Annotated in this window: 20 protein-coding genes; 3 read left to right on the top strand and 17 right to left on the bottom strand. The window is 30.0% G+C overall.

Going from position 1 to position 19165, the window contains the following annotated elements; translation table 11 throughout:
- Positions 1 to 29: 29 nt before the first annotated feature.
- From P3X86_RS13065 to P3X86_RS13030, 8 genes are all read right to left on the bottom strand, one after another.
- On the bottom strand, positions 30 to 383 hold the full coding sequence (locus tag P3X86_RS13065; RefSeq protein WP_483293141.1) for a hypothetical protein: 354 nt from the start codon (positions 381 to 383) through the stop codon (positions 30 to 32).
- 49 nt (positions 384 to 432) lie between these two features.
- The gene (locus tag P3X86_RS13060; protein WP_483293140.1) at positions 433 to 906 is read right to left on the bottom strand and encodes a hypothetical protein; all 474 of its coding nucleotides are present in this window, start codon (positions 904 to 906) and stop codon (positions 433 to 435) included.
- Positions 907 to 961: 55 nt separating this feature from the next.
- On the bottom strand, positions 962 to 2065 hold the full coding sequence (locus P3X86_RS13055) for a hypothetical protein (RefSeq protein ID WP_483293139.1): 1104 nt from the start codon (positions 2063 to 2065) through the stop codon (positions 962 to 964).
- A 168-nt stretch (positions 2066 to 2233) separates the two neighbouring features.
- Positions 2234 to 2842 (bottom strand): hypothetical protein, encoded by a 609-nt coding sequence (locus P3X86_RS13050; RefSeq protein WP_483293138.1) that lies wholly within the window; start codon positions 2840 to 2842, stop codon positions 2234 to 2236.
- 656 nt (positions 2843 to 3498) lie between these two features.
- Entirely contained in the window at positions 3499 to 3891 is a 393-nt protein-coding gene (gene rpsI, locus P3X86_RS13045) for a 30S ribosomal protein S9 (RefSeq protein WP_483293137.1), read from the bottom strand.
- 20 nt (positions 3892 to 3911) lie between these two features.
- The gene (gene rplM, locus P3X86_RS13040) at positions 3912 to 4340 is read right to left on the bottom strand and encodes a 50S ribosomal protein L13 (RefSeq protein ID WP_483293136.1); all 429 of its coding nucleotides are present in this window, start codon (positions 4338 to 4340) and stop codon (positions 3912 to 3914) included.
- 164 nt (positions 4341 to 4504) lie between these two features.
- Complete coding sequence (locus P3X86_RS13035; RefSeq protein ID WP_483293135.1) at positions 4505 to 5491, bottom strand: YeiH family protein; 987 nt, start codon at positions 5489 to 5491, stop codon at positions 4505 to 4507.
- 127 nt (positions 5492 to 5618) lie between these two features.
- Positions 5619 to 6494: a LysR family transcriptional regulator gene (locus P3X86_RS13030; RefSeq protein ID WP_483293134.1), complete on the bottom strand. Its 876-nt coding sequence runs from the start codon at positions 6492 to 6494 to the stop codon at positions 5619 to 5621.
- Positions 6495 to 6745: 251 nt separating this feature from the next.
- Here P3X86_RS13030 and P3X86_RS13025 point away from each other — a divergent pair, with 251 nt between their 5' ends.
- Together P3X86_RS13025 and P3X86_RS13020 are read left to right on the top strand one after the other, a co-directional pair.
- Positions 6746 to 7234: a hypothetical protein gene (locus tag P3X86_RS13025; protein ID WP_483293133.1), complete on the top strand. Its 489-nt coding sequence runs from the start codon at positions 6746 to 6748 to the stop codon at positions 7232 to 7234.
- A gap of 160 nt (positions 7235 to 7394) precedes the next feature.
- The gene (locus tag P3X86_RS13020) at positions 7395 to 7808 is read left to right on the top strand and encodes a hypothetical protein (RefSeq protein ID WP_483293132.1); all 414 of its coding nucleotides are present in this window, start codon (positions 7395 to 7397) and stop codon (positions 7806 to 7808) included.
- A 120-nt stretch (positions 7809 to 7928) separates the two neighbouring features.
- Here P3X86_RS13020 and P3X86_RS13015 read toward each other — a convergent pair whose 3' ends face one another.
- The 8 genes from P3X86_RS13015 to P3X86_RS12980 all read right to left on the bottom strand — a co-directional run bounded on the left by P3X86_RS13015 (position 7929) and on the right by P3X86_RS12980 (position 17661).
- Complete coding sequence (locus tag P3X86_RS13015; RefSeq protein WP_483293425.1) at positions 7929 to 8687, bottom strand: acyl-CoA dehydratase activase; 759 nt, start codon at positions 8685 to 8687, stop codon at positions 7929 to 7931.
- Entirely contained in the window at positions 8687 to 9838 is a 1152-nt protein-coding gene (locus P3X86_RS13010; RefSeq protein ID WP_483293131.1) for a double-cubane-cluster-containing anaerobic reductase, read from the bottom strand. The genes P3X86_RS13015 and P3X86_RS13010 overlap by 1 nt, the downstream gene beginning before the upstream one ends.
- 295 nt (positions 9839 to 10133) lie before the next feature.
- Entirely contained in the window at positions 10134 to 11108 is a 975-nt protein-coding gene (locus P3X86_RS13005; protein WP_483293130.1) for a type I phosphomannose isomerase catalytic subunit, read from the bottom strand.
- Positions 11109 to 11113: 5 nt separating this feature from the next.
- Complete coding sequence (locus P3X86_RS13000) at positions 11114 to 13783, bottom strand: glycoside hydrolase family 38 N-terminal domain-containing protein (protein WP_483293129.1); 2670 nt, start codon at positions 13781 to 13783, stop codon at positions 11114 to 11116.
- A gap of 14 nt (positions 13784 to 13797) precedes the next feature.
- Entirely contained in the window at positions 13798 to 14871 is a 1074-nt protein-coding gene (locus tag P3X86_RS12995) for a PTS fructose transporter subunit IIC (protein WP_483293128.1), read from the bottom strand.
- Positions 14872 to 14882: 11 nt separating this feature from the next.
- Positions 14883 to 15188, bottom strand: a complete 306-nt coding sequence (locus P3X86_RS12990) for a PTS fructose transporter subunit IIB (protein WP_483293127.1) — start codon at positions 15186 to 15188, stop codon at positions 14883 to 14885.
- Between the two features lie 24 nt (positions 15189 to 15212).
- Complete coding sequence (locus tag P3X86_RS12985) at positions 15213 to 15659, bottom strand: PTS sugar transporter subunit IIA (RefSeq protein WP_483293126.1); 447 nt, start codon at positions 15657 to 15659, stop codon at positions 15213 to 15215.
- A gap of 67 nt (positions 15660 to 15726) precedes the next feature.
- Complete coding sequence (locus tag P3X86_RS12980) at positions 15727 to 17661, bottom strand: BglG family transcription antiterminator (protein ID WP_483293125.1); 1935 nt, start codon at positions 17659 to 17661, stop codon at positions 15727 to 15729.
- 435 nt (positions 17662 to 18096) lie between these two features.
- Here P3X86_RS12980 and P3X86_RS12975 point away from each other — a divergent pair, with 435 nt between their 5' ends.
- The gene (locus tag P3X86_RS12975) at positions 18097 to 18231 is read left to right on the top strand and encodes a hypothetical protein (RefSeq protein WP_483293124.1); all 135 of its coding nucleotides are present in this window, start codon (positions 18097 to 18099) and stop codon (positions 18229 to 18231) included.
- 178 nt (positions 18232 to 18409) lie between these two features.
- Here P3X86_RS12975 and truA read toward each other — a convergent pair whose 3' ends face one another.
- The gene (gene truA / locus P3X86_RS12970) at positions 18410 to 19156 is read right to left on the bottom strand and encodes a tRNA pseudouridine(38-40) synthase TruA (protein ID WP_483293123.1); all 747 of its coding nucleotides are present in this window, start codon (positions 19154 to 19156) and stop codon (positions 18410 to 18412) included.
- Positions 19157 to 19165: the final 9 nt, after the last annotated feature.

The following is a 19165-nucleotide window of genomic DNA, read 5'->3' as shown; positions in this document are numbered from 1 at the left end:
TCATAGCACTATAATTTCAACATACGATATTATTTCATGGAGTTAATAATACACTGCAATCCTGTGAGATTACCTTTACCTAATGTTGAATAGTATTCTACATGTTTTTGTGCCGCACATAAAGCATTTATTAAATACTCTTCACCAAAGTCCTTTTCTATTTGTCTGAATAAATACTCATTTGTTGCATTATTGAACGCTCTCTTATATACCTCCCCAGCCATCATTGCCAAAAAAATAGTAATAAAAGCATTAGCTGACCCTACACTCATCCCTGTTAATTTATTTATTTCATACTTTCCTTCAGTTCTTGAAAGTTTATTAAAGTATACTTTCTTGGCAATTTCATAAGCACCTTTACTCATATTCGTTGTGATTTTCACAAATTATCCCCCCTATTTAATTAAACTAGTTTGATAGAATAAACACTCGTTACCTATCAAATATCTCCTTAGGAAATACCGCATTAATCTCATAAATATCACCCTCATAAATTCTTAGAACAGGAATATTATTAAAATATTCTTTAATAATAGAACCTTTTATTCTTATTGTTCTTTTGTTTAAATCTTTAAGCTCTATCATTCTTCTTCCATCAATCTTTAATTCACTAAAAGGCTTATTATTACAAATGATTGCTTCTTCATCTAATCTCTCTAAATATGCTTCAAATCCTTCTGAAAAACAATCTTTAACTTCATCTAGCGTGTTACTTATTTTTTCACCATATCTATCTCCGACACATACATAGCCTTCTACTTTATCAGAAAAGCAAAATTCACAATACTTACATGTCATTTTTTTCACTTTAATACCATGTCCTTTCATTATTAATTTGTTTTGTTTAACATTCCCACAGTTCCCGATGCAAACGTTCCTTAAAGGTTTGGCGTTGATTTTGCCCACAAAGTACTTACCCCCATAAATGCAATGACAAAAGTTTATGTTGGGAACTGCTGTGTTATCTGATGGATTTATTGACCCTATCTGACTGTACATTTGCTAAAAACTTATACCAAGTCAACCTACCCTTACTAGGATTTATACCAAGCAATTCGAGTAAATTTCTTCTGAGCTTTTTACTTTCCTTAATAACATTCTCTATATAGCCATACATTTCTTCATATGTTTTTATATGATCCCATTGGAAAGTAGTATAATGAATATTATTTCTAATGGTTCTCGTAGAATTAATTAGCTCCTTTTTTATTGGTTTTAAAATATATGCTATACGTTGTGAATCTTCATCATCAGAATGTTTTATATAATTAGTTAAGTTATCAACAGTTTCATCAAAAATCAAGGCTGAGAACTTGCACAAAAACATTAAAACATACGATGAATTGCTTAAATATACATCTATTTGTATTGTATTTTCAAGAAATACAAGCAAACTAGATAATTCATCTACCGCCAAAATAACTCGATCTATTAATTTAGGCTTTTTAATTCCAGAACTTTTTAAAATATCAGTATAACAATATGAAATTAATTTATAGTTAACTTTTTTTGTGGATTTACGAATATTGCATCTTACATTATCAAAAGCACAATTTAGTTGAATGGATCTAATTATCTGTTGCATTGTATTAACATCATTTTGAAGCTCCTCTGAATCAAAATAGTATTTCCAAACATTCGTACCAATTAATTCATTTTTACCGCTTCCAGTTTCATATTCTAAACATAAATCCAGCGCAGGTGTTTTTATGTCTTTTGATCTACCCATATTTTCTTCGATTTCATTATAGTACTTATTAAAGCTATTGACTTTAAACTGATGAATCTTCAATCTCAATTCTTTTACTTTTAAAAAATTAAATTCTTTGCAAACATCACAACCGCTCCATTTACCCATTTCATATATGATTGTAGCAAAATAACGTATAATTATTAAATGCGCTCTCCAAGATACATCTTTATTTTTATTAAAAAAATCTATAATATCTCCTGCAGCATATACATCTATAGCAGTAGCATACGATGATATATTTTTATCTTCTACTTTTCCTTCAACACTTAATAATAAATCAACTAAATCATTTAAATTAACTCTATTATTCATCTAAATATCTCCTAAGTTTTAAATCTTTCAGATAATATTCCCACAGTTCCCAATGTAAACGTCCTGTAGGGTTTGCGTTGATTTTGTCTACAAAGCACCTACTCCTTAAATGTAAAGACAAAAGTTTATGTTAGGAACTGCTGTGTTAGGCGATGGCTATGTTCAAACTTAATCTAAATTAAACATTCTATTAAAGTTTTCTTTTAAGTCAGATTTTCCATTTTTCTTCAGTTCAATAATATAATTATTGAAATCTTTAATAATAGCGTCCAAAAACTCGACAGTATTAATAAGTATTGTCCCATCATCTTCAACATTTATAGCATAGTTATAACTATCAGATATTAAAACTGGTCCACCAGTCATACCATTATGAAATAATCCACACCTAGTATGTTTATAGATTTCATTAAGTTGATTATTTGTAAATTCCATCCTTGGAAAAATCCGCTTCATTCCTTCTCTAAACATCCTCTTACTCCTGTTTATACTGTCTCTTCCTTGCATGTATTGCTCTACTCCTTCAATATAAGAAAGTGTAACCATTAATATAACAAAACCCGCGTTACTATTACTAGTAAGACATTTTGCAATATCTAAAAACCAACCATTAACTTGTTTTTCATAAATTTCAACTTTACACTCTAAATCTATTTGATCTAATACACGATGAGATAAAGCATTCTCGTTAACTATTGATATCTTTCCATTTTCTTTTATTACTCCTGTAATTCCAGGTGCGACATATATATTTTTGTCTCTTAACCGTTTTGACATATCGGACTTCCTCCTAGACTTATTTATATGCTTTCGCCTAACTCCCCAATTACCGAACTTTTTTTCCAAGAACACCTAAAATAAATACTCTTCACCTATCTAATGTCACAAATATCACTAATCTATAGTCTAAATAATCCTTTAATTGTAAAATATTTTCTATAAACCCATAATTAATTATACACCTATTCTATTATTCCTTCAATGCTACCATATACGAATGTTACCTTTTATGTTTCTTTGTCTAGAATACAGAAAAATATAGCAATCTCTAAACTCAATATTTTCGTACACCGATTCAAATATTTTAACCTTTTATCATAGCTAACTGCCAACTTATTTATCTTCTTTGATATCCTATACATCCAATAATCTCTACATTTATTAATAAAACTATAAAGTTGCAAAAATACTTGAATAATTTTATAAATGAATATAAAAAAAATAAACACCTATCAACATCTCTGATATAACTAAGTTTTTACACAAAATTAAAAGGAGATTTTCTAGATGTTTACAGGGGTCAGGCTCTTATTCTTTTGTATCTCTAACTCAATCTTACGCTTGCTGTTTATATAACCCTGAGTTTTTGAAAAAAGCCACAAAACAAAAACCCCTCAAACATAACCGTTCGAGGGGTAATTTCCATATTTTTCCTATCTTTTTGAGAATTGAGGAGCACGTCTTGCTTTCTTTAAACCGTACTTCTTTCTCTCTTTCATTCTTGCATCTCTTGTTAACATTCCTGCTTTCTTTAAAGTTCCTCTTAATTCCTCATCAACTTTAAGTAAAGCTCTTGATATACCATGTCTGATAGCTCCAGCTTGACCTGTATAGCCACCACCTTCTACTGTAACTATAACGTCATATCTTCCTAATGTATCAGTTATAGCTAAAGGTTCTCTAACCTTAACTCTTAGAGTCTCATAGTTAAAGAAGTCTTCGATATCTCTTTTATTTATAGTTATAACTCCTGATCCAGGAATTAATCTAACTCTTGCTATAGATTTTTTTCTTCTACCTGTTCCATAAAATTGTACTTTAGCCACTTACAGTCCTCCTTCCTGAACTATATTTCTAAAACTTCAGGTTTTTGAGCTGCATGGTTATGCTCTGCTCCTCTATAAACCTTTAGCTTCTTTATCATTTTTCTACCTAAGCTGTTCTTTGGAAGCATACCTTTTACAGCATGTTCTATAACAAACTCTGGCTTGTTTTTCATTAAGTTCTTGTAAGGTATTTCTTTTAATCCACCTGGATGTCCTGTGTGATATCTATATAATTTTTGATCCAACTTTTTACCTGTCAATTCAATCTTTTCTGCATTTATGATTATAACGAAATCCCCAGTATCAACATGTGGAGTATAAACTGGCTTGTTCTTACCTCTTAATATCTTTGCAACTTCACTTGCTAATCTACCAAGCGTCTTACCTTCAGCGTCTACTACGTACCATTTTCTTTCTACTTCATGTGGTTTAGCAATAAAACTCTTCATCATTTTCCCTCCTTGTTGCAACGTTCAACGTATTTATTTTAAAAAACCGGGGCTAGTGGTTTTTTATTATCCATACTCTTTTTATTTTAATACAATCAACCATGTGTGTCAAGGTTGTTTTCGTATTATTATGATATAAATTTTAGACAACTTCAATTTTTACCCTATAAAAGTTTTGCTATGGCAAAGAAGCTTGCAAGAGATAAAGCAAAAAAGGTTATAGTGCCAATTCCAAGTGCTTTTACTCCTTTATTAATTATACTATTGAAATCAACTGAAAGTCCCATTGCTGTCATCGCCATAAGTATACATATTGAACTAAGCCTCAAAAATATATCCGTCATCAAAGGTGGTATTATACCTGTTGAGTTCAATATTACTATAAAAATAAAATAAACTACATACATTGGAATCTTTACTCTTTGTACTCCCACAGTTTCTTGTTTATTATAAATATAACTTAGCACAATTGAAACAGGCATAATCATTAAAACTCTTGTCATTTTAACAAATGTTCCGATATCTCCTGCAGTTTTACCTAGTGCAAATGAAGCTGCTATGGCATGAGATACTCCGTGTAAAGTAAGCCCTGACCAAGCCCCATATTGTAAATCACTAATATCTATATTACTTTTAGCAATTGCTGAGTACACTAATACACCTATTGTTCCTAAAAAGCTGACAATAGATACAGCTATAACCGAATCTTCATCATCTGCATGGATACAAGGCTTAAGTGCTACTATAGCTGATGCCCCACATATACATGAACCAACACCTATTAATGTAGCAAGTTTATTTTGGACTTTAAATATTTTCCCTAAAAGGACAGAAATACCAAGTGCTAGTAAAGCGTACACGATAACTAAAATAATAATTTTAGGACCAAGTTTAAATAAATCCTGTATGTTTAACCTAAATCCAAGTAATACTATCCCTATTTTTAGTAATACGCTTAATGAAAATTTGATACCAGCTTTATACCCACTTTTTACTTTAATACAGTTATTATATACGATACCAATTATGATTGCTATTGTAAGTGCTTCTATACTAATATAACTGTTTAAATACTTGCTGAATATTTTTGATATATATGCTATTGTAAATACTAATAAGATACCAGGTATATATCTATTGATACTCTTCATGATTAATCACCTCAATTATTATATTGGTAATTATATCACTGCCTTATCATAATATGAAATTATGTATTTTTATAGTTTAATAAATTTAACTTATATATAGCTGTAACTGTTATATTTTCCTGTTAATTTATTGCTTTATGTTAGCTAAATTATTTATAAATTCATGATTAATATCTTCTAAATATACAAAATTAAACTCTCTTAAAATCTTCAAATTACTTATTGGTACTTCTATTAATTTACCCTCTTCTAGTTGTCCTCTAACAGCTTCTTTTGATATTATAGTGCAACCTAGATTTGACTGTATCAATGATATTATTGCTACTAAACTACCCACTTCCATATATACATTCATTTCGCTTAATTCATGATGCGAAGCTATTATTGCGTTTTCAAAAACTTTTCTAGTACCTGATCCTTTTTCTCTAAGTATAAGCCTTTGCTTAAGTACCTCTTCTATAGTCACTGAACTTCTTTTTGCTAAAGGATGATATGGTGAAACTACTAGTATCAATTCATCATCTTTATATTTTTTATACTGAACTTTACTATTGTCAAAAGGTCCTTCTATTATCCCTATATCTATCTGCCCTTTAAATAGTTTCTTCAATATTGCTTGTGTATTTTCTACATATAATAATATCTCTACATTTGGATATTTTCTTTTATATTGACTTATTATTTGGGGTAATACATATCCGCCAACTGTCAAAGTAGCTCCAACATAATACTTTTTTATTTGCTTTGATTTATTTTGAATCTGTCGCTTTAATTCATTATTTAATCTACTAATTTTCATAGCATACTCTAACAACAATTCACCTTCATTGGTTAACTTCATATGTTTTCCTTCCTTATACAAAAGCTTAGTTTCATAGTATGTTTCTAATGCTTTTATATGCTGTGAAACAGCTGGTTGAGTTATATTTAAATCTTTTGCAGCTTTGGTTAAATTGTTTGTACTTGCTACAGTTATAAATGTTTGAAACCTTAAATCCACCATATAGTTTCCTCCAAGTAAAAGTTTATCATTGCTATTATAATACCACATAATCATGATGTTTATATTAATATTTATTCAATATCACCGTAAGTGGTACTTGTTAAATATGTGTAATATTTTCCATTTTTATTTACTATCTTTGTTATATATGATACCGTATATATGTATTTAATCTAAAATACCTTTTTAGAGTACGGTAATTGTACTAATATGTATCTCTAATAATAATAGGTAAAGTGAGTGATTATATTATGAAAAAGAAAAAAGTGTTTTTTATAGTTTCTTTAATAGCTATTTCATTGTTAATTTACTTAGTATGTTTTAAAAAGCCTACTGAAATAGTCTCATACGAGCAATCTATGGATGAAGCTTTTATTAAATATCAAAGAGAAGATATGCTTTCTCCTGACGAATACGACAGAATCTATCAATTCAATGAAGCTCATGAAGTTTTTGAAGTTAGAAAAAAACTAGGTAGGTACTATGTATATATGTATTATGACTATGAAATCAAATATAATGAATATCATACTTCTGGTGGAAGCAATCCATTAGTTGTTGTTTTAAAGAAACTTTCTGCTGGTACTTATAAAGTTGTAAAACTCAAAGAACCTGAATCTGGAGATACCTACGTTGAGTCTATAAGACGGCTGTTTCCTGATTATATTGCTGAATATATGCTTGAGAATAGTTGTGAAATAGTAACTAAGCTACAAAAAAACATGAAGCAAATTAATTAACCATATAAATATGGAGGTGAATATTATTAAAAAACTTTTTATATTTTTTATTATTACTTTTATGTTTTGTCTATATGGGTGTAGTACGGATAAAAAAACTGATAAGGAAAACATTAAGGAAACTATAAAAAACTATTATGCTAAATCATATGATATGTGGATGAATCTAGACTATACTGATTTATCTAATTATTTAGATTTAGATTCGATTCAGTCTTATAACAAAACTATCGCTCTTCAGGAAGCTATCGAAAGGTGGACGTACTCTATCAAGAAAGGTTATTATAAAGGAAAGCGTGAAAGACACAAAGTATTCTATGATTATAAATCAATAAATATAAATAATGATGAAGCAATTGTTGATGTTATTTTATCCCCCGAAAAGGGTGTATGTGCATATCCACTTTTTATTTGTTTAGGTGAAAATACTTTTAAGCTTGTTAAATCTAATAATATTTGGCTAATATCTAGCCATGATTACTCTGATGCTTATTTTTATGAACGCTCTAAAACTAAGAAAATAAAATTTGATATAGATAAAATACATCGAGAAGTTGATAGAGACTATAAATAAACACAAAAGAGCTATGGTATACAAATCTAAAAATTTTTGTTATCGCACAACCCTTTTTGTGTTGTATTTATAGCTTAGAAACATCCTGCAAATAACCTTTAAATAACACAAAATAACGCGTCATTTATTTTTTATTTCGTTATATCCAATCAATGCAGCTCCTATTGCTCCACAATATTGGGACAGCTTATGTGTATAAACTTTAAGTCCTAATTTTTCTTGTAGAAGGTTTTTTATACATGAGTATTGTGCTAACCCTCCACTAAAAAATACTTTTCCCTGTATTGGTAATCGATTTGCAAAATTAACTGTTCTATTACATATTGATTCTAATACTCCTAACGCTATTGATCTAGCATCTACATCTTGTGCTAATAAACTTATTACTTCGCTTTCTGCAAATACTGTACACATACTACTTATTTTTGTTGGAGTAACATTTGCCACAAATTCATCTATGTGCTCTAAATCTTGTTGCAATATCCTCATAATTATCTCAACAAATCTTCCTGTACCAGCTGCACATTTATCATTCATTAAAAAATCACTTACATTTCTATCTTCATCTAGTAATATAACTTTGCTGTCCTGTCCGCCTATGTCTATAACTGCACTAATATCTTCTTTTAAAAAATTAGCACCCTTGCTATGACAGGTGATTTCTGTCACTTTTTTATCTGCTTGTTCTAATAACTTTCTACCATATCCTGTTGTTACTGTATATACTTCTGTATTAGAGTTTAATTCCTTATATATTTCATTTATTGCTTTTCTTGGGTTGGGCCCTGTTGGTATTATTGATTTCTTTATTATATCTTTGCCATCGAATAATATTCCTTTTGTTGTTGAAGACCCTGAATCTATACCTATGCTATACATCATATCATCTCTATAAATGCAGTTATTCTAGTATTTAACTGTTCTATATCTGCTGTTGAATAGTCTGTCTCTACACTTATATATGGGATATTCATTGATTTTACAAATTTCTTTATTGATGTGGTTTCAATGGCATAAGTATGACAGGCTTGTAATACCACATCTACTACTGCATCCACTTTATATTCCTCTATAGCTTTATTTAACATCTCTAGTCTATAATGATTTGGAGACATACATGAACATCCTATCTTTATATACTTATCAGCAAGAGCTTCGTATATATCTGGATTATTTTCATCTACTAGACCTTCTATTGCTTTAGCCCCCATACAATTTTCGTAATATACTACTATCCCATCATTTTGCTCTATAGCTTCTACTACTTTTTCTGTAACTCCACCTATTGGACATCCTGTTACTAATATACGTGGTTTCTGCTTTAGTTTATTACCACTTTGATACTGTTTTTTTATTTTATCTGTTAATTTTTCTATATCTTCAATGTTTTGTTCTTTGTCAATTTTAAATGTGCTCCCGTACAATACTTTAAGCATTTCTTTTCCTGTTATTGCAGGTGGGTCTAATTTGCCAAGACTATAAAACTCTTTTAATGCTTTACGTTCTTTATTTTTCAAATGTATAGCGTTCTTAATATCTTTCTCTTTTATTTCTAAGTTAAACTGTTCTTCTAAAACTTCTTTCAATTTAACAATTTCATCCTTCCACATCTTTAAAGACCTTTTGGATGAAGGATCATTTGGAAGCTTCATCACATGTACTGGTTTAAATTCTCCCATGAGTTCAAACATTTTTCTTTTCCCATCACATGTTGTCTCACCTATGATCATATCACTAAAGTAAAAATACGGACATTTATCCGTTTTACCAAATCCATAACTTGATTTAATTAGTGGACATAGATTTCTTGGGAGTTCCTTTTCTGCTTCTCCTATCGTTTCATCAGATGTTGCACATAAAGACACTGTTGCGGCTCCCATAGCTAATGGTAATTCTTGAGGTAAAAATGTGCAAAATGTCCCTATAACAGGTTTATCGGTATCTTTATAGGCCTTTATTTTTATAAATCCTTCTCTTCTAGCTTCGGAAAATCCTTCAAATATTTTAGGTAATTCTTTTCTTACTTCCATATTTCCCTCCATGTAAAGTTAGTCTTAAAATCTACTGCAATTATACCATAGAACAAGTTCGCGCCCTATTATTATAAGATATTGCAATAACTATCTTTGATGTATTATTTTTTTTAATCCAAATATCTTTTATACCTAACTAAACAGCATTGAAATATTAAGATGCCAAAAATAGAATAGTGTATTTAAGCTAATTAATACAATTGTGTAAAACACATAAAAAATTAATAAAAGATATAAGTAATAAAAACTTCTGAATAGATTTTCTATCAGAAGTTTTTATTTATACTCGTTATCACTCAATTATTGACATAATTTCTTTTCTAACACTCTTTACATCTGGGATATAACTATTTATGAATCTCACTTTTCCTAATACTTCATATTTTCCTAGACTAGCAGGAATCAATATACTATCGCCTTTACATATGTTCATCGTTTCTTGACCATACTTAATTTTACCTTCTCCTTCTACACATGTAATAACATTAAATCTTTGGATATCACTACAAAGTTTACAGGAGCTATCTACCTCATAAACATCTAATGCAAAATGCTCGTTCAGACAATAATATGTCTTACTATATCCACACATTTCCACTCTCAAGCCTTTGCTTTTTTCTCCTGTAATATCCATATTTATAACATCTAATGCTTTATCTATGTGAAGCTCTCTACCTCTATTATAGTCATGTACACGATAAGTTATATCACTATTTTGCTGTATTTCTGCTATTATCAGTCCTTCTCCGATAGCGTGAACAAGTCCACTTTTTATGAAGTATACTTCTCCAGCTTTGACCTTTATTTCGTTAGCTAACGTTTCAAATTCACCTTTTTGTATAGCTTCTTTTAGCATATCTTTTGTGCAGTTATCAAACCCAACTATAATGCTAGAATTTTCAGATGCCTCTACTATATACCATGCTTCTGTCTTACCTGATTCACTTTCTACCTCATATGCATATTTGTCATCTGGGTGAACTTGAACAGATAGTTTCTGATCTGTACTTATCAACTTTACTAGTAATGGAAATTTGTTTAGTGGTACTTTTTGACCCAGCAATTCATCTCCCTTTAGTTTGATAAGCTCCTCTATGGTCATGTCTTTGTATTTTCCATTTTGTACTACGCTCATACCATGTTTATGACATGCAACATCCCAGCTCTCTCCTATATCTCCTTGAGGCAAATCATCTCTGAGTGTTGTCAATCGTCTAGAACCCCATATTTTTTCAAAATATATAGGTTTAAATTTTAGTGGATACATAGTTTTCACCTCAAATTATAAGTCTTTTTAAACTGCAAATTAATTATTTCATTAGGTTTTATATCTCGTATAGTCAATAATCCTGTATCGAAACAAGTGCCTGAACCCTCATATTCTTCACCTATATAATCTGCTTTTTTAGACTTTGATACTCTTTTTATAGAAACTGGTTTCTCTAACATATTTATCTCTTGCACAAATCTATAGAAGTTAGGATTGTATATTAACTCGATACTCTTAACCGGTTCATCAGACATATTTTTAACTCTCCATATAATGCCCTCTGTATTTTCTAATTGGTTTGATAGTAAAGCGCTTGTAGCAATTCTATCATCTTCAATTTTAAAGAATACCTGATCATCACTAACAAGACCTAATGAATTTGGTTTGTGAATATAATGAGTAGTAAGACTATTTTGGAATTCATCTGCATATTTACTTACAACATCCTTATCTTCTGTTAAAAGTATTGCAAATTCAAAATTGTTTTGTCCTATCATCAAAGAATCCTTAGTTTTGATTTTAGCTCCTGAACGTCTTCCTCCTCTATATAGAAGATTCTCTTTTCCCATATAATCCATTGTAGTTAGCATATGAATATATAAATCTTTACCTTTTTTTATTTCATAACTAGGTATTCCTCTGTTAAACACTGCTATATTTTCTCCGTATACATATCTTTGGGTAGAATAAATTGGATAATAGTACTCTTTCCATTTAGCCTGAGTATCTTCTGGTACATTTTCATATCTATTTAGTCTTTTGTCATCTCCGAAGCTAGATTCTGCTATATGATATTGGTTTGAAAAATCTGCTACTTCAAGTGAAACCCTATGATTATGCGAAACATTATCGACTTTCACATCTAACTCTACCAATCTACTGTCTCTAGTAAGTTTAAACACTCTTGTAACTTTATTGGTTACCAATTCATCGCTTCTTCCATTACTATTAGTATCTTTATTTACTAACATCTCATTAGTTACTTCTATAAACGCTTCGTAGTTATTTATTACTTTTATGTTGACTTTCTTTTCAAAAGTTTTTGAATTATATTCTATATCATTGATTGGTGGAGAATAGTCATATTCATCACCAGTATTACCAGATTCAACAATGTTAAATGTCCTCTGCATGCACTTATTGCTCACTTGATCATGTATAGTTATACTTGAATCTGACTCTACTTTTACTGTTACTAATCCATTGCTTATAGAATCTTCTTTTACTACGAATGTGTTATCTAAAAGTTGCTGTGTTTCCCCTTCTTTTATATAGTAAGTTTTAAATCCAACACCTTCAACTTCTGCTATAAAAGATATTTTCTTTCTAGTAACGAAATCATCTGGGTTTTCTTTAAGCCATAGACGATATTCTTTTAGATTTATTTTTTCTTCTTCAATTATTTCGTAAGGTATCTTTTCTCCATCACTAGTATATAAACCAAAATCATCATATACATCTACTACTGATGTTACAACTTGTTTTGTCTTGAAACTGTTGTAATTGAACACTACTATTGGTCTACTTTTATCTTTTTTAAACTGTATCTTCTCTGCAAAATTATTTATCCTTGATTTCATTAATGCCTTGTACATCTCATCTGCTTCAAATATTCTATTAATCATATCTTTGTGTGCTTCATCTGTACATACGCAACATATTGAATCATGAGCATGATTTTGTATATACAATCTCCACATCTTTTGGATTAGTTCTTTTTCATACCTATCTCCTAGTGTATATCCCATTACACTCATTGGTTCTAATCTTTTTTCTATCTTAGTTTGTATATCATAGTTTTTTTGTTTTATATCTGTTCTTGTCCCTGCAATAGATATGTGTACTCTTTGCATTTGACCTTTTCTTAAATCTCCTTGATATACTGGCAATGTATCTTTGTGTTTGCTAACTTCGTCAATATATTCTTCTAGTTTAGAGATTTTAAACTCTACATCTTTGTACTCTGCATTTAAGTTGTCTATTGCTTCTGGCATATTAACTTTGATATTTGCTTGATCAGAACCTGCTAAAAATAAATATCTATTATCTGTTGCACCTTTATCTAGATACTCAAAATTTAGATCTATAAACCTTTTAGCCTCTTCTAACTCTTCGCTGAGTTGAGACCCATTATTGTACCCAGCCCAGAGAGCGCTCATTAAAACTTCGCTCTTTGCTGTACCTTTCCATCTGAATTCGTTAGCGTTAATCTCTTTGTTATAGAAACCTCTCATAGCTACAGCACTCTCTATACCAAATGCATTTAGTATTTGAGGCATATTTTTAGATTGTCCGAATGAATCAGGTAAATATCCAATGTTCATCTTCTGCCCAAATTTTTTACTGATTATTTCACCTAACAATAGATTTCTAAGCAATGATTCACCACTGGGTATAAATTCATCTGGTTGCACATACCAAGGTCCGATTATCAGTTTACCACTTGTAACAAGCTCTCTGAGCTCTAAATACATATCTGGTTTTATCTCTAAATAATCAATTAACAGTGATGTTTGCCCATCTAGCATAAATGATGTGAACTCTTCTCTACTATTAAGTACTTCTATTACTTTATCCATAAATCCAATTAATCTACATCTATATTCATGAAATGTTTTCTGCCACTCTCTATCCCAATGCGTATGATTGACAACATATACTTTTTTATTCACTTTTATACCTCCGATTACCAAGTTGCTATATCAATATCTATGTCTTCTTCATCTGTTCCTTGTGCTAACGCATTTTCGTCAACATCTTTTTTAAATAACACTTGCAATGCTACAGATACTCCTACTCCTGCTAATACAGCTAATATAAATATCATATGGTTATTTGCCATAGGTAATCCAAACACTCCAGACACCCCTGCTGTAGCAACGCCTGCTCCCATCATTATAGCACCACCTACAGCTGATCCTATTACATTGAATGGTATTACTCTTGGATCTCTAAATGCATATGGCAATGTTGCTTCTGTAATACCAACTAAGCCAGAAAGTATAGTACTTATAGCCATATCTTTTTCCATTTTGATAAACTTTTTCTTAGCTATTAATGCAGATATTCCAACTGCTAATGCTGGAACCATTATCCCTGGAAATAATGCTGCATTTACTACAAATCCGATACCACTTGGATCATTCCATACCGCAAATACGAACGTTATTGCAATTTTGTTCAAAGGTCCACCCATATCAAACGCACACATAGCACTCAATATTGCTCCTAGTAAAAAGGCATACTGTGGCATTTTTGATAAAAGTATTAAATTTGAAATAATTGCATTGTTAAGCCAACCTACTGTGTATGCTACTGGATATGCCATCACGAAATATGTCACTGCGCCTGCTACTACTGGTATAACTAATGTTGCTTTTATTGCATCTAGTACAGATGGAAATTTCATTTTTTTCAAGTAAAATACCAAGTAACCTGCTAAAAAACCTGCTACTGCTGCACCCAAGAAACCACTTGCCTTTGTACCTTCTACAACTGGCATAGAAGCAAGATAACCTCCCAAAAATCCAGGTGCTATCGCTAATTTATCCGATATAGCGTATGCTATAAATGCTGCCATTATAGCAGGTATTAAACCCATCATCTTCCAAGCAAATCCATTCATTAAGTTTACCCATGCTATATCCTTTGAAACACTTTGACCTATCATATTTGTAACTGCTATTGTTATACCTGCAAAAACAATAAGTGGTAACATATATGAAACTCCGGTCATTAAAGGTTTTTGTATTTTTTTCATTAATACCCCTCCTATAGTTTTTCTTCAATTTTTTTAATTAATGTCTCTGGGCTTTTCATTGCTGTTGCTACTGGTATCTCAACAACTCTTGCTCCCTTAAATCTATCTTTATTTGGTATATCTATACCTATTGCTAATATAACAACATCTGCAGATTCTATATCTTCTTTTGTTAACTTATTTTCTACACCTGTTGCTCCTTGTGTTTCTATTTTTATGCTATGTCCCAATTTTTCTGCTGCATTTTCTAGTGCTTTCTTTGCCATGAAAGTATGTGCTACTCCTGTAGGACATGCTGTTACACCTACTATTCTCATAATTATCCTCCTTTTTTTGATCTGTTATTTTAATACTTCTATTATTTCTTTTTCACTACTAGCATTTAATAGATTATCTACAAATTCCTGCTCCATTAATTTTGTAGCAAGTGTTGACAATACTTTCAAATGCGTTGTGCTAGCTTCATTGTTAGGGATAGCTAACATAACCACAAAATCAACTGGCTTTTCATCTAAAGCTTCCCATTCAACAGATTTTTTTAGTTTACCTATAGCAATACTTGCTTGTTTTACACTATCAATCTTGCAATGTGGTATTGCTATTCCATTACCAAAACCTGTTGTCGACTCTTTTTCTCTAATCATAATGTTTTTGACAAATTCACTATGACATTCAATTTTATCTTCTTGTTTAAGCAACTTTGCTATTTGCTCAATTGCATCTATTTGATTTTTAGCTTTAATATCTAGTTTTATTAATCTCTCATTTGTTAAATTTGCTATGTTCATTCTAATTCATCTCCTATTTGATTGAGTATTAATGTATATGATAGATTACAAATTTGATGTGTTATAACTACCATTTTAAAAGTCTTATGAATTCCTGGTACGACTGGCTATTAATAAGTTCTAATACTCTTTTTTTATCGCCAACTATAGAATATAAGTTATTAAATATAATTTCATATTCCTCGCTCGACATTTTCTCTAAAGCCAATAACATTACTATCTGAACCATGTTTTCGCCCCATTGTATTGGCCTATCCAGTATTCCAACTGCTATCTTTGAAGTTATGACATTACCTGAAAATGCATGTGGTATTGCTAGTAAATTTCCTGTAGATGTAGATGATACGTTTTCCCTATCTATTGTTGATTGTGTGAATTTCTCACTAACGTACTTTTTATTGTATAGAATATTACTAAGCATCGTTATAACATCATACTTATTATCACTTTGTATACTTTTTATATATAACTGAGGGTCAAACAATTCGTACAATCTACATTTTTCATTGTATTGTTCAAAATTGTCTAAAACATTTGCTATAACACTTATATCTTCTTTGCCAAATAAAGCACTCACCTGTATTACTGGTATCTCATTAATATCTACGGGTACAGTTGCTATAACCAAATCAGGCTTTTGTAATACAGCTTCTCTTTTCTTATAGGAAGGAAATATTCCTAATATTATTACATCCTTAAATCTATTTCTAATCTTAGAAGCTAATAACTGTGCTGTACCCATACCTGTTGCGCAGATTATTGATATTTTCTTTATATCACCTCTGTATGCTTTTCTCTCCAATGCAGCTCCTAGGTGCATCGCTAAATATCCTATTTCATTTTCATCTATGCTGTTATTGCTGTATGCTTGTAATACTTTGCTTGCACTAATTGCCATTTCAAATGCATAAGGGTATTTTTCTTTTATTTCATCTAGTAATGGATTTCTAATACTCATATTATTTTTAAGTCTATTAATTGTTGGTTTTAAATGTAGCATCAACCCATATGCTAATTCTCTATCTTTTGTAAAATCAATTTTATAAACATTATTTATTTCATGTATCATACTTTGAATGAGCTTAGACAATTCATTTGATTTATCATCTTTATAATTATCCATACTAAATTCTTCGTATTTTATTGATTTTATACCAAGCAAATGTAATGTTATATATGCATTTTCACTTTCTGGTATTTTCACTATAAATCTCTTTTCTAACTCATTAGTAATCTTTTTAGCTATCTCATATTCATTCCTATTTTTTAAATTTATAAATTCTGATTCATCCATTTCTATTTCTCTATTAGTTTCAATTCTTTTTAGTGCAACAGCAATATGAATAATAAGGTTTTGTAATGCTATATCTGAAAATTTCATTGAGTCTTTACTATAAACATCCAATATTATTTGCTTTATGCTGTCAGTATCTATCCCGAATATATCTTCTAAATTTTTAATGTATACGCTATCTATATTGTTATTTATATCTTTTATATAGTTAGATATCATATATCTAATCTGCAATTCATCGCCTATTACTTTTATTCCATAGTTTGTTTTTTTCAGTAACTCTAAATTATAATTATTTAATAACTCTTCTACTTTTTCTGTATCATTATCTATAGTCGATTTGCTAACAAATAGTTCATTAGCTAAAGATTCTAATGTGATGAATTTTTGGTTATTATCTAATAGTTTTTTTAGGATATAGTGAACTCTATCTTTTGGTAATATTGCCATTATGCTTTTAGCCTCTGTTATATGTCTTTCTAAAAATTTGCTAGTAGAAGCATTAAAAGGCTCAATAATATATCCTATTTTGGGCTTTGATTTTATACAAATTTCTTTTGATTCTAGCTCTTTGTTTAAAAGCTTTATATCATTACGTATAGTCCTCGAAGATACACCTATTATCTTTGATAAATATTGTGCTGTAACTATTCCATTAGATTTAATAAACTCAGTTATTATTTGTCCTTTGCGCGCATCGTAACTCAAATCTATTCACCTCATTTACTATCTTCATTATAAAATACAAACTACAAAAACAAAATTTATTATTTTTCCATGTATATGCTGAAATCGTTATAATCCAGTTATAAGCTGTTTTTTAGCTTTGATAATTTCCGACAATATTTTACTTTTTTCGTTATCTTAGTTTATATTATATCAATATATAGAAATAGTTTAAGAAATAAAGCGCGGTTTTATTGCTCTTTTCAAAAAAAGTTTTTTGAATTTATTACATTTTTTTCTATGACTGCAAAGTTAAAGTTCAGGCATGATTTAAATAGTAAGTATATTTATATATGTTTAAAATTGTAATAATACAATTTGAATTTATTGTAAAATTATATAATAAAAAAGGTGATGTTTAATATTTATATAAGTTGTTAATATATTGGTGATTTTTAATATAAAGGAGGGAATAAAGTGAAAAAATTGAGCAAAATATTAAACGTGAATTCAATACAATTATGTGCTCCATTTTGCCCATGCCGTTGTATAACAGCAAACAAAGATTTCAAAGAAAACGATGTAAGTACTTTGCTTTGGATTGAATGGTAATTTGAAATTTGTGTATGTTGCTTAAATAATTTACTCGTAATATAATAAAATAACCATTTATTTGTTTAAATAAGTGGTTATTTTTTGAACTTTACCTCACCTGTCTTCTTTACAGGTGCTTATTATTTATAACTTCGTGCAATATAACATAAAGCATTAAACTATAATATTTAGTAACTTAATTTTTACTATCATAATACACCTTATACAAATAAAGCCCACATGCAGGAGCGAGCTTGCCCGCTTTTGTTCTATCTTTAGCTTTTATTATATCTGGTATATGCTCTGGATCTATCTTGCCTGCTGCAACGTCTATAAGCGTGCCTACCACTATTCTGACCATGTTATATAAAAAACCATTACCACTGATATGAACTTCCATAAACTCTTCTCTATCTACCATTTCCAGTGAATGAACTGTCCTTATTGTTGTTTTTGCTGAGCTTCCTGTAGATTTGAATGATGTAAAATCATGCGTACCTATAAAGTATTTCATAGCCTGTTTCATTCTATCATAGTCTATATCTTTATACACATGAAATGCTCTGTTTTCTAATAATGGTCTTCTGACTTTATCTGAGTAAAACCTATATCTATACTGTTTACCTATTGAATGATATCTTGAATGAAACTCACTATCTTTTTCTTCTACCTCTCTTATAGATATGTCCATAGGTAACTGGCTATTAAATGCTATTCTCATCTTATAGGTAGGTATATTGCTGTTTGTATAAAAGTTACATACTTGACCATATGCATGTACTCCTTTGTCTGTCCTTCCTGAACCATATATCTTGACATTCTCTCTTGTTATTTTGTATATGGCCTTCATGACTTCCCCTTCTACTGTCTTGTGATCAGGTTGCTTCTGCCAACCATTATACCTAGTACCATCATATTCTATTGTGAGTTTTATATTTCTCATAGTGAATTC

It is taken from the genome of Abyssisolibacter sp. ZYX002 (genome assembly GCF_056892235.1).
This window is presented reverse-complemented; position numbering and strand designations above follow the sequence as displayed.

What these genes read in the sequence shown, in the direction of transcription:
- truA (WP_483293123.1), bottom strand. Translation starts at nt 19,156, where the DNA reads ATGAGAAATATAAAACTCACAATAGAATATGATGGTACTAGGTATAAT.
- P3X86_RS13050 (WP_483293138.1), bottom strand. Translation starts at nt 2,842, where the DNA reads ATGTCAAAACGGTTAAGAGACAAAAATATATATGTCGCACCTGGAATT.
- rplM (WP_483293136.1), bottom strand. Translation starts at nt 4,340, where the DNA reads ATGAAGAGTTTTATTGCTAAACCACATGAAGTAGAAAGAAAATGGTAC.
- P3X86_RS12985 (WP_483293126.1), bottom strand. Translation starts at nt 15,659, where the DNA reads ATGAACATAGCAAATTTAACAAATGAGAGATTAATAAAACTAGATATT.
- P3X86_RS13030 (WP_483293134.1), bottom strand. Translation starts at nt 6,494, where the DNA reads ATGGTGGATTTAAGGTTTCAAACATTTATAACTGTAGCAAGTACAAAC.
- P3X86_RS12995 (WP_483293128.1), bottom strand. Translation starts at nt 14,871, where the DNA reads ATGAAAAAAATACAAAAACCTTTAATGACCGGAGTTTCATATATGTTA.
- P3X86_RS13025 (WP_483293133.1), top strand. Translation starts at nt 6,746, where the DNA reads ATGAAAAAGAAAAAAGTGTTTTTTATAGTTTCTTTAATAGCTATTTCA.
- P3X86_RS13015 (WP_483293425.1), bottom strand. Translation starts at nt 8,687, where the DNA reads ATGTATAGCATAGGTATAGATTCAGGGTCTTCAACAACAAAAGGAATA.
- P3X86_RS13055 (WP_483293139.1), bottom strand. Translation starts at nt 2,065, where the DNA reads ATGAATAATAGAGTTAATTTAAATGATTTAGTTGATTTATTATTAAGT.
- P3X86_RS13010 (WP_483293131.1), bottom strand. Translation starts at nt 9,838, where the DNA reads ATGGAAGTAAGAAAAGAATTACCTAAAATATTTGAAGGATTTTCCGAA.
- P3X86_RS13005 (WP_483293130.1), bottom strand. Translation starts at nt 11,108, where the DNA reads ATGTATCCACTAAAATTTAAACCTATATATTTTGAAAAAATATGGGGT.
- P3X86_RS12990 (WP_483293127.1), bottom strand. Translation starts at nt 15,188, where the DNA reads ATGAGAATAGTAGGTGTAACAGCATGTCCTACAGGAGTAGCACATACT.
- P3X86_RS13020 (WP_483293132.1), top strand. Translation starts at nt 7,395, where the DNA reads ATGAATCTAGACTATACTGATTTATCTAATTATTTAGATTTAGATTCG.
- P3X86_RS13035 (WP_483293135.1), bottom strand. Translation starts at nt 5,491, where the DNA reads ATGAAGAGTATCAATAGATATATACCTGGTATCTTATTAGTATTTACA.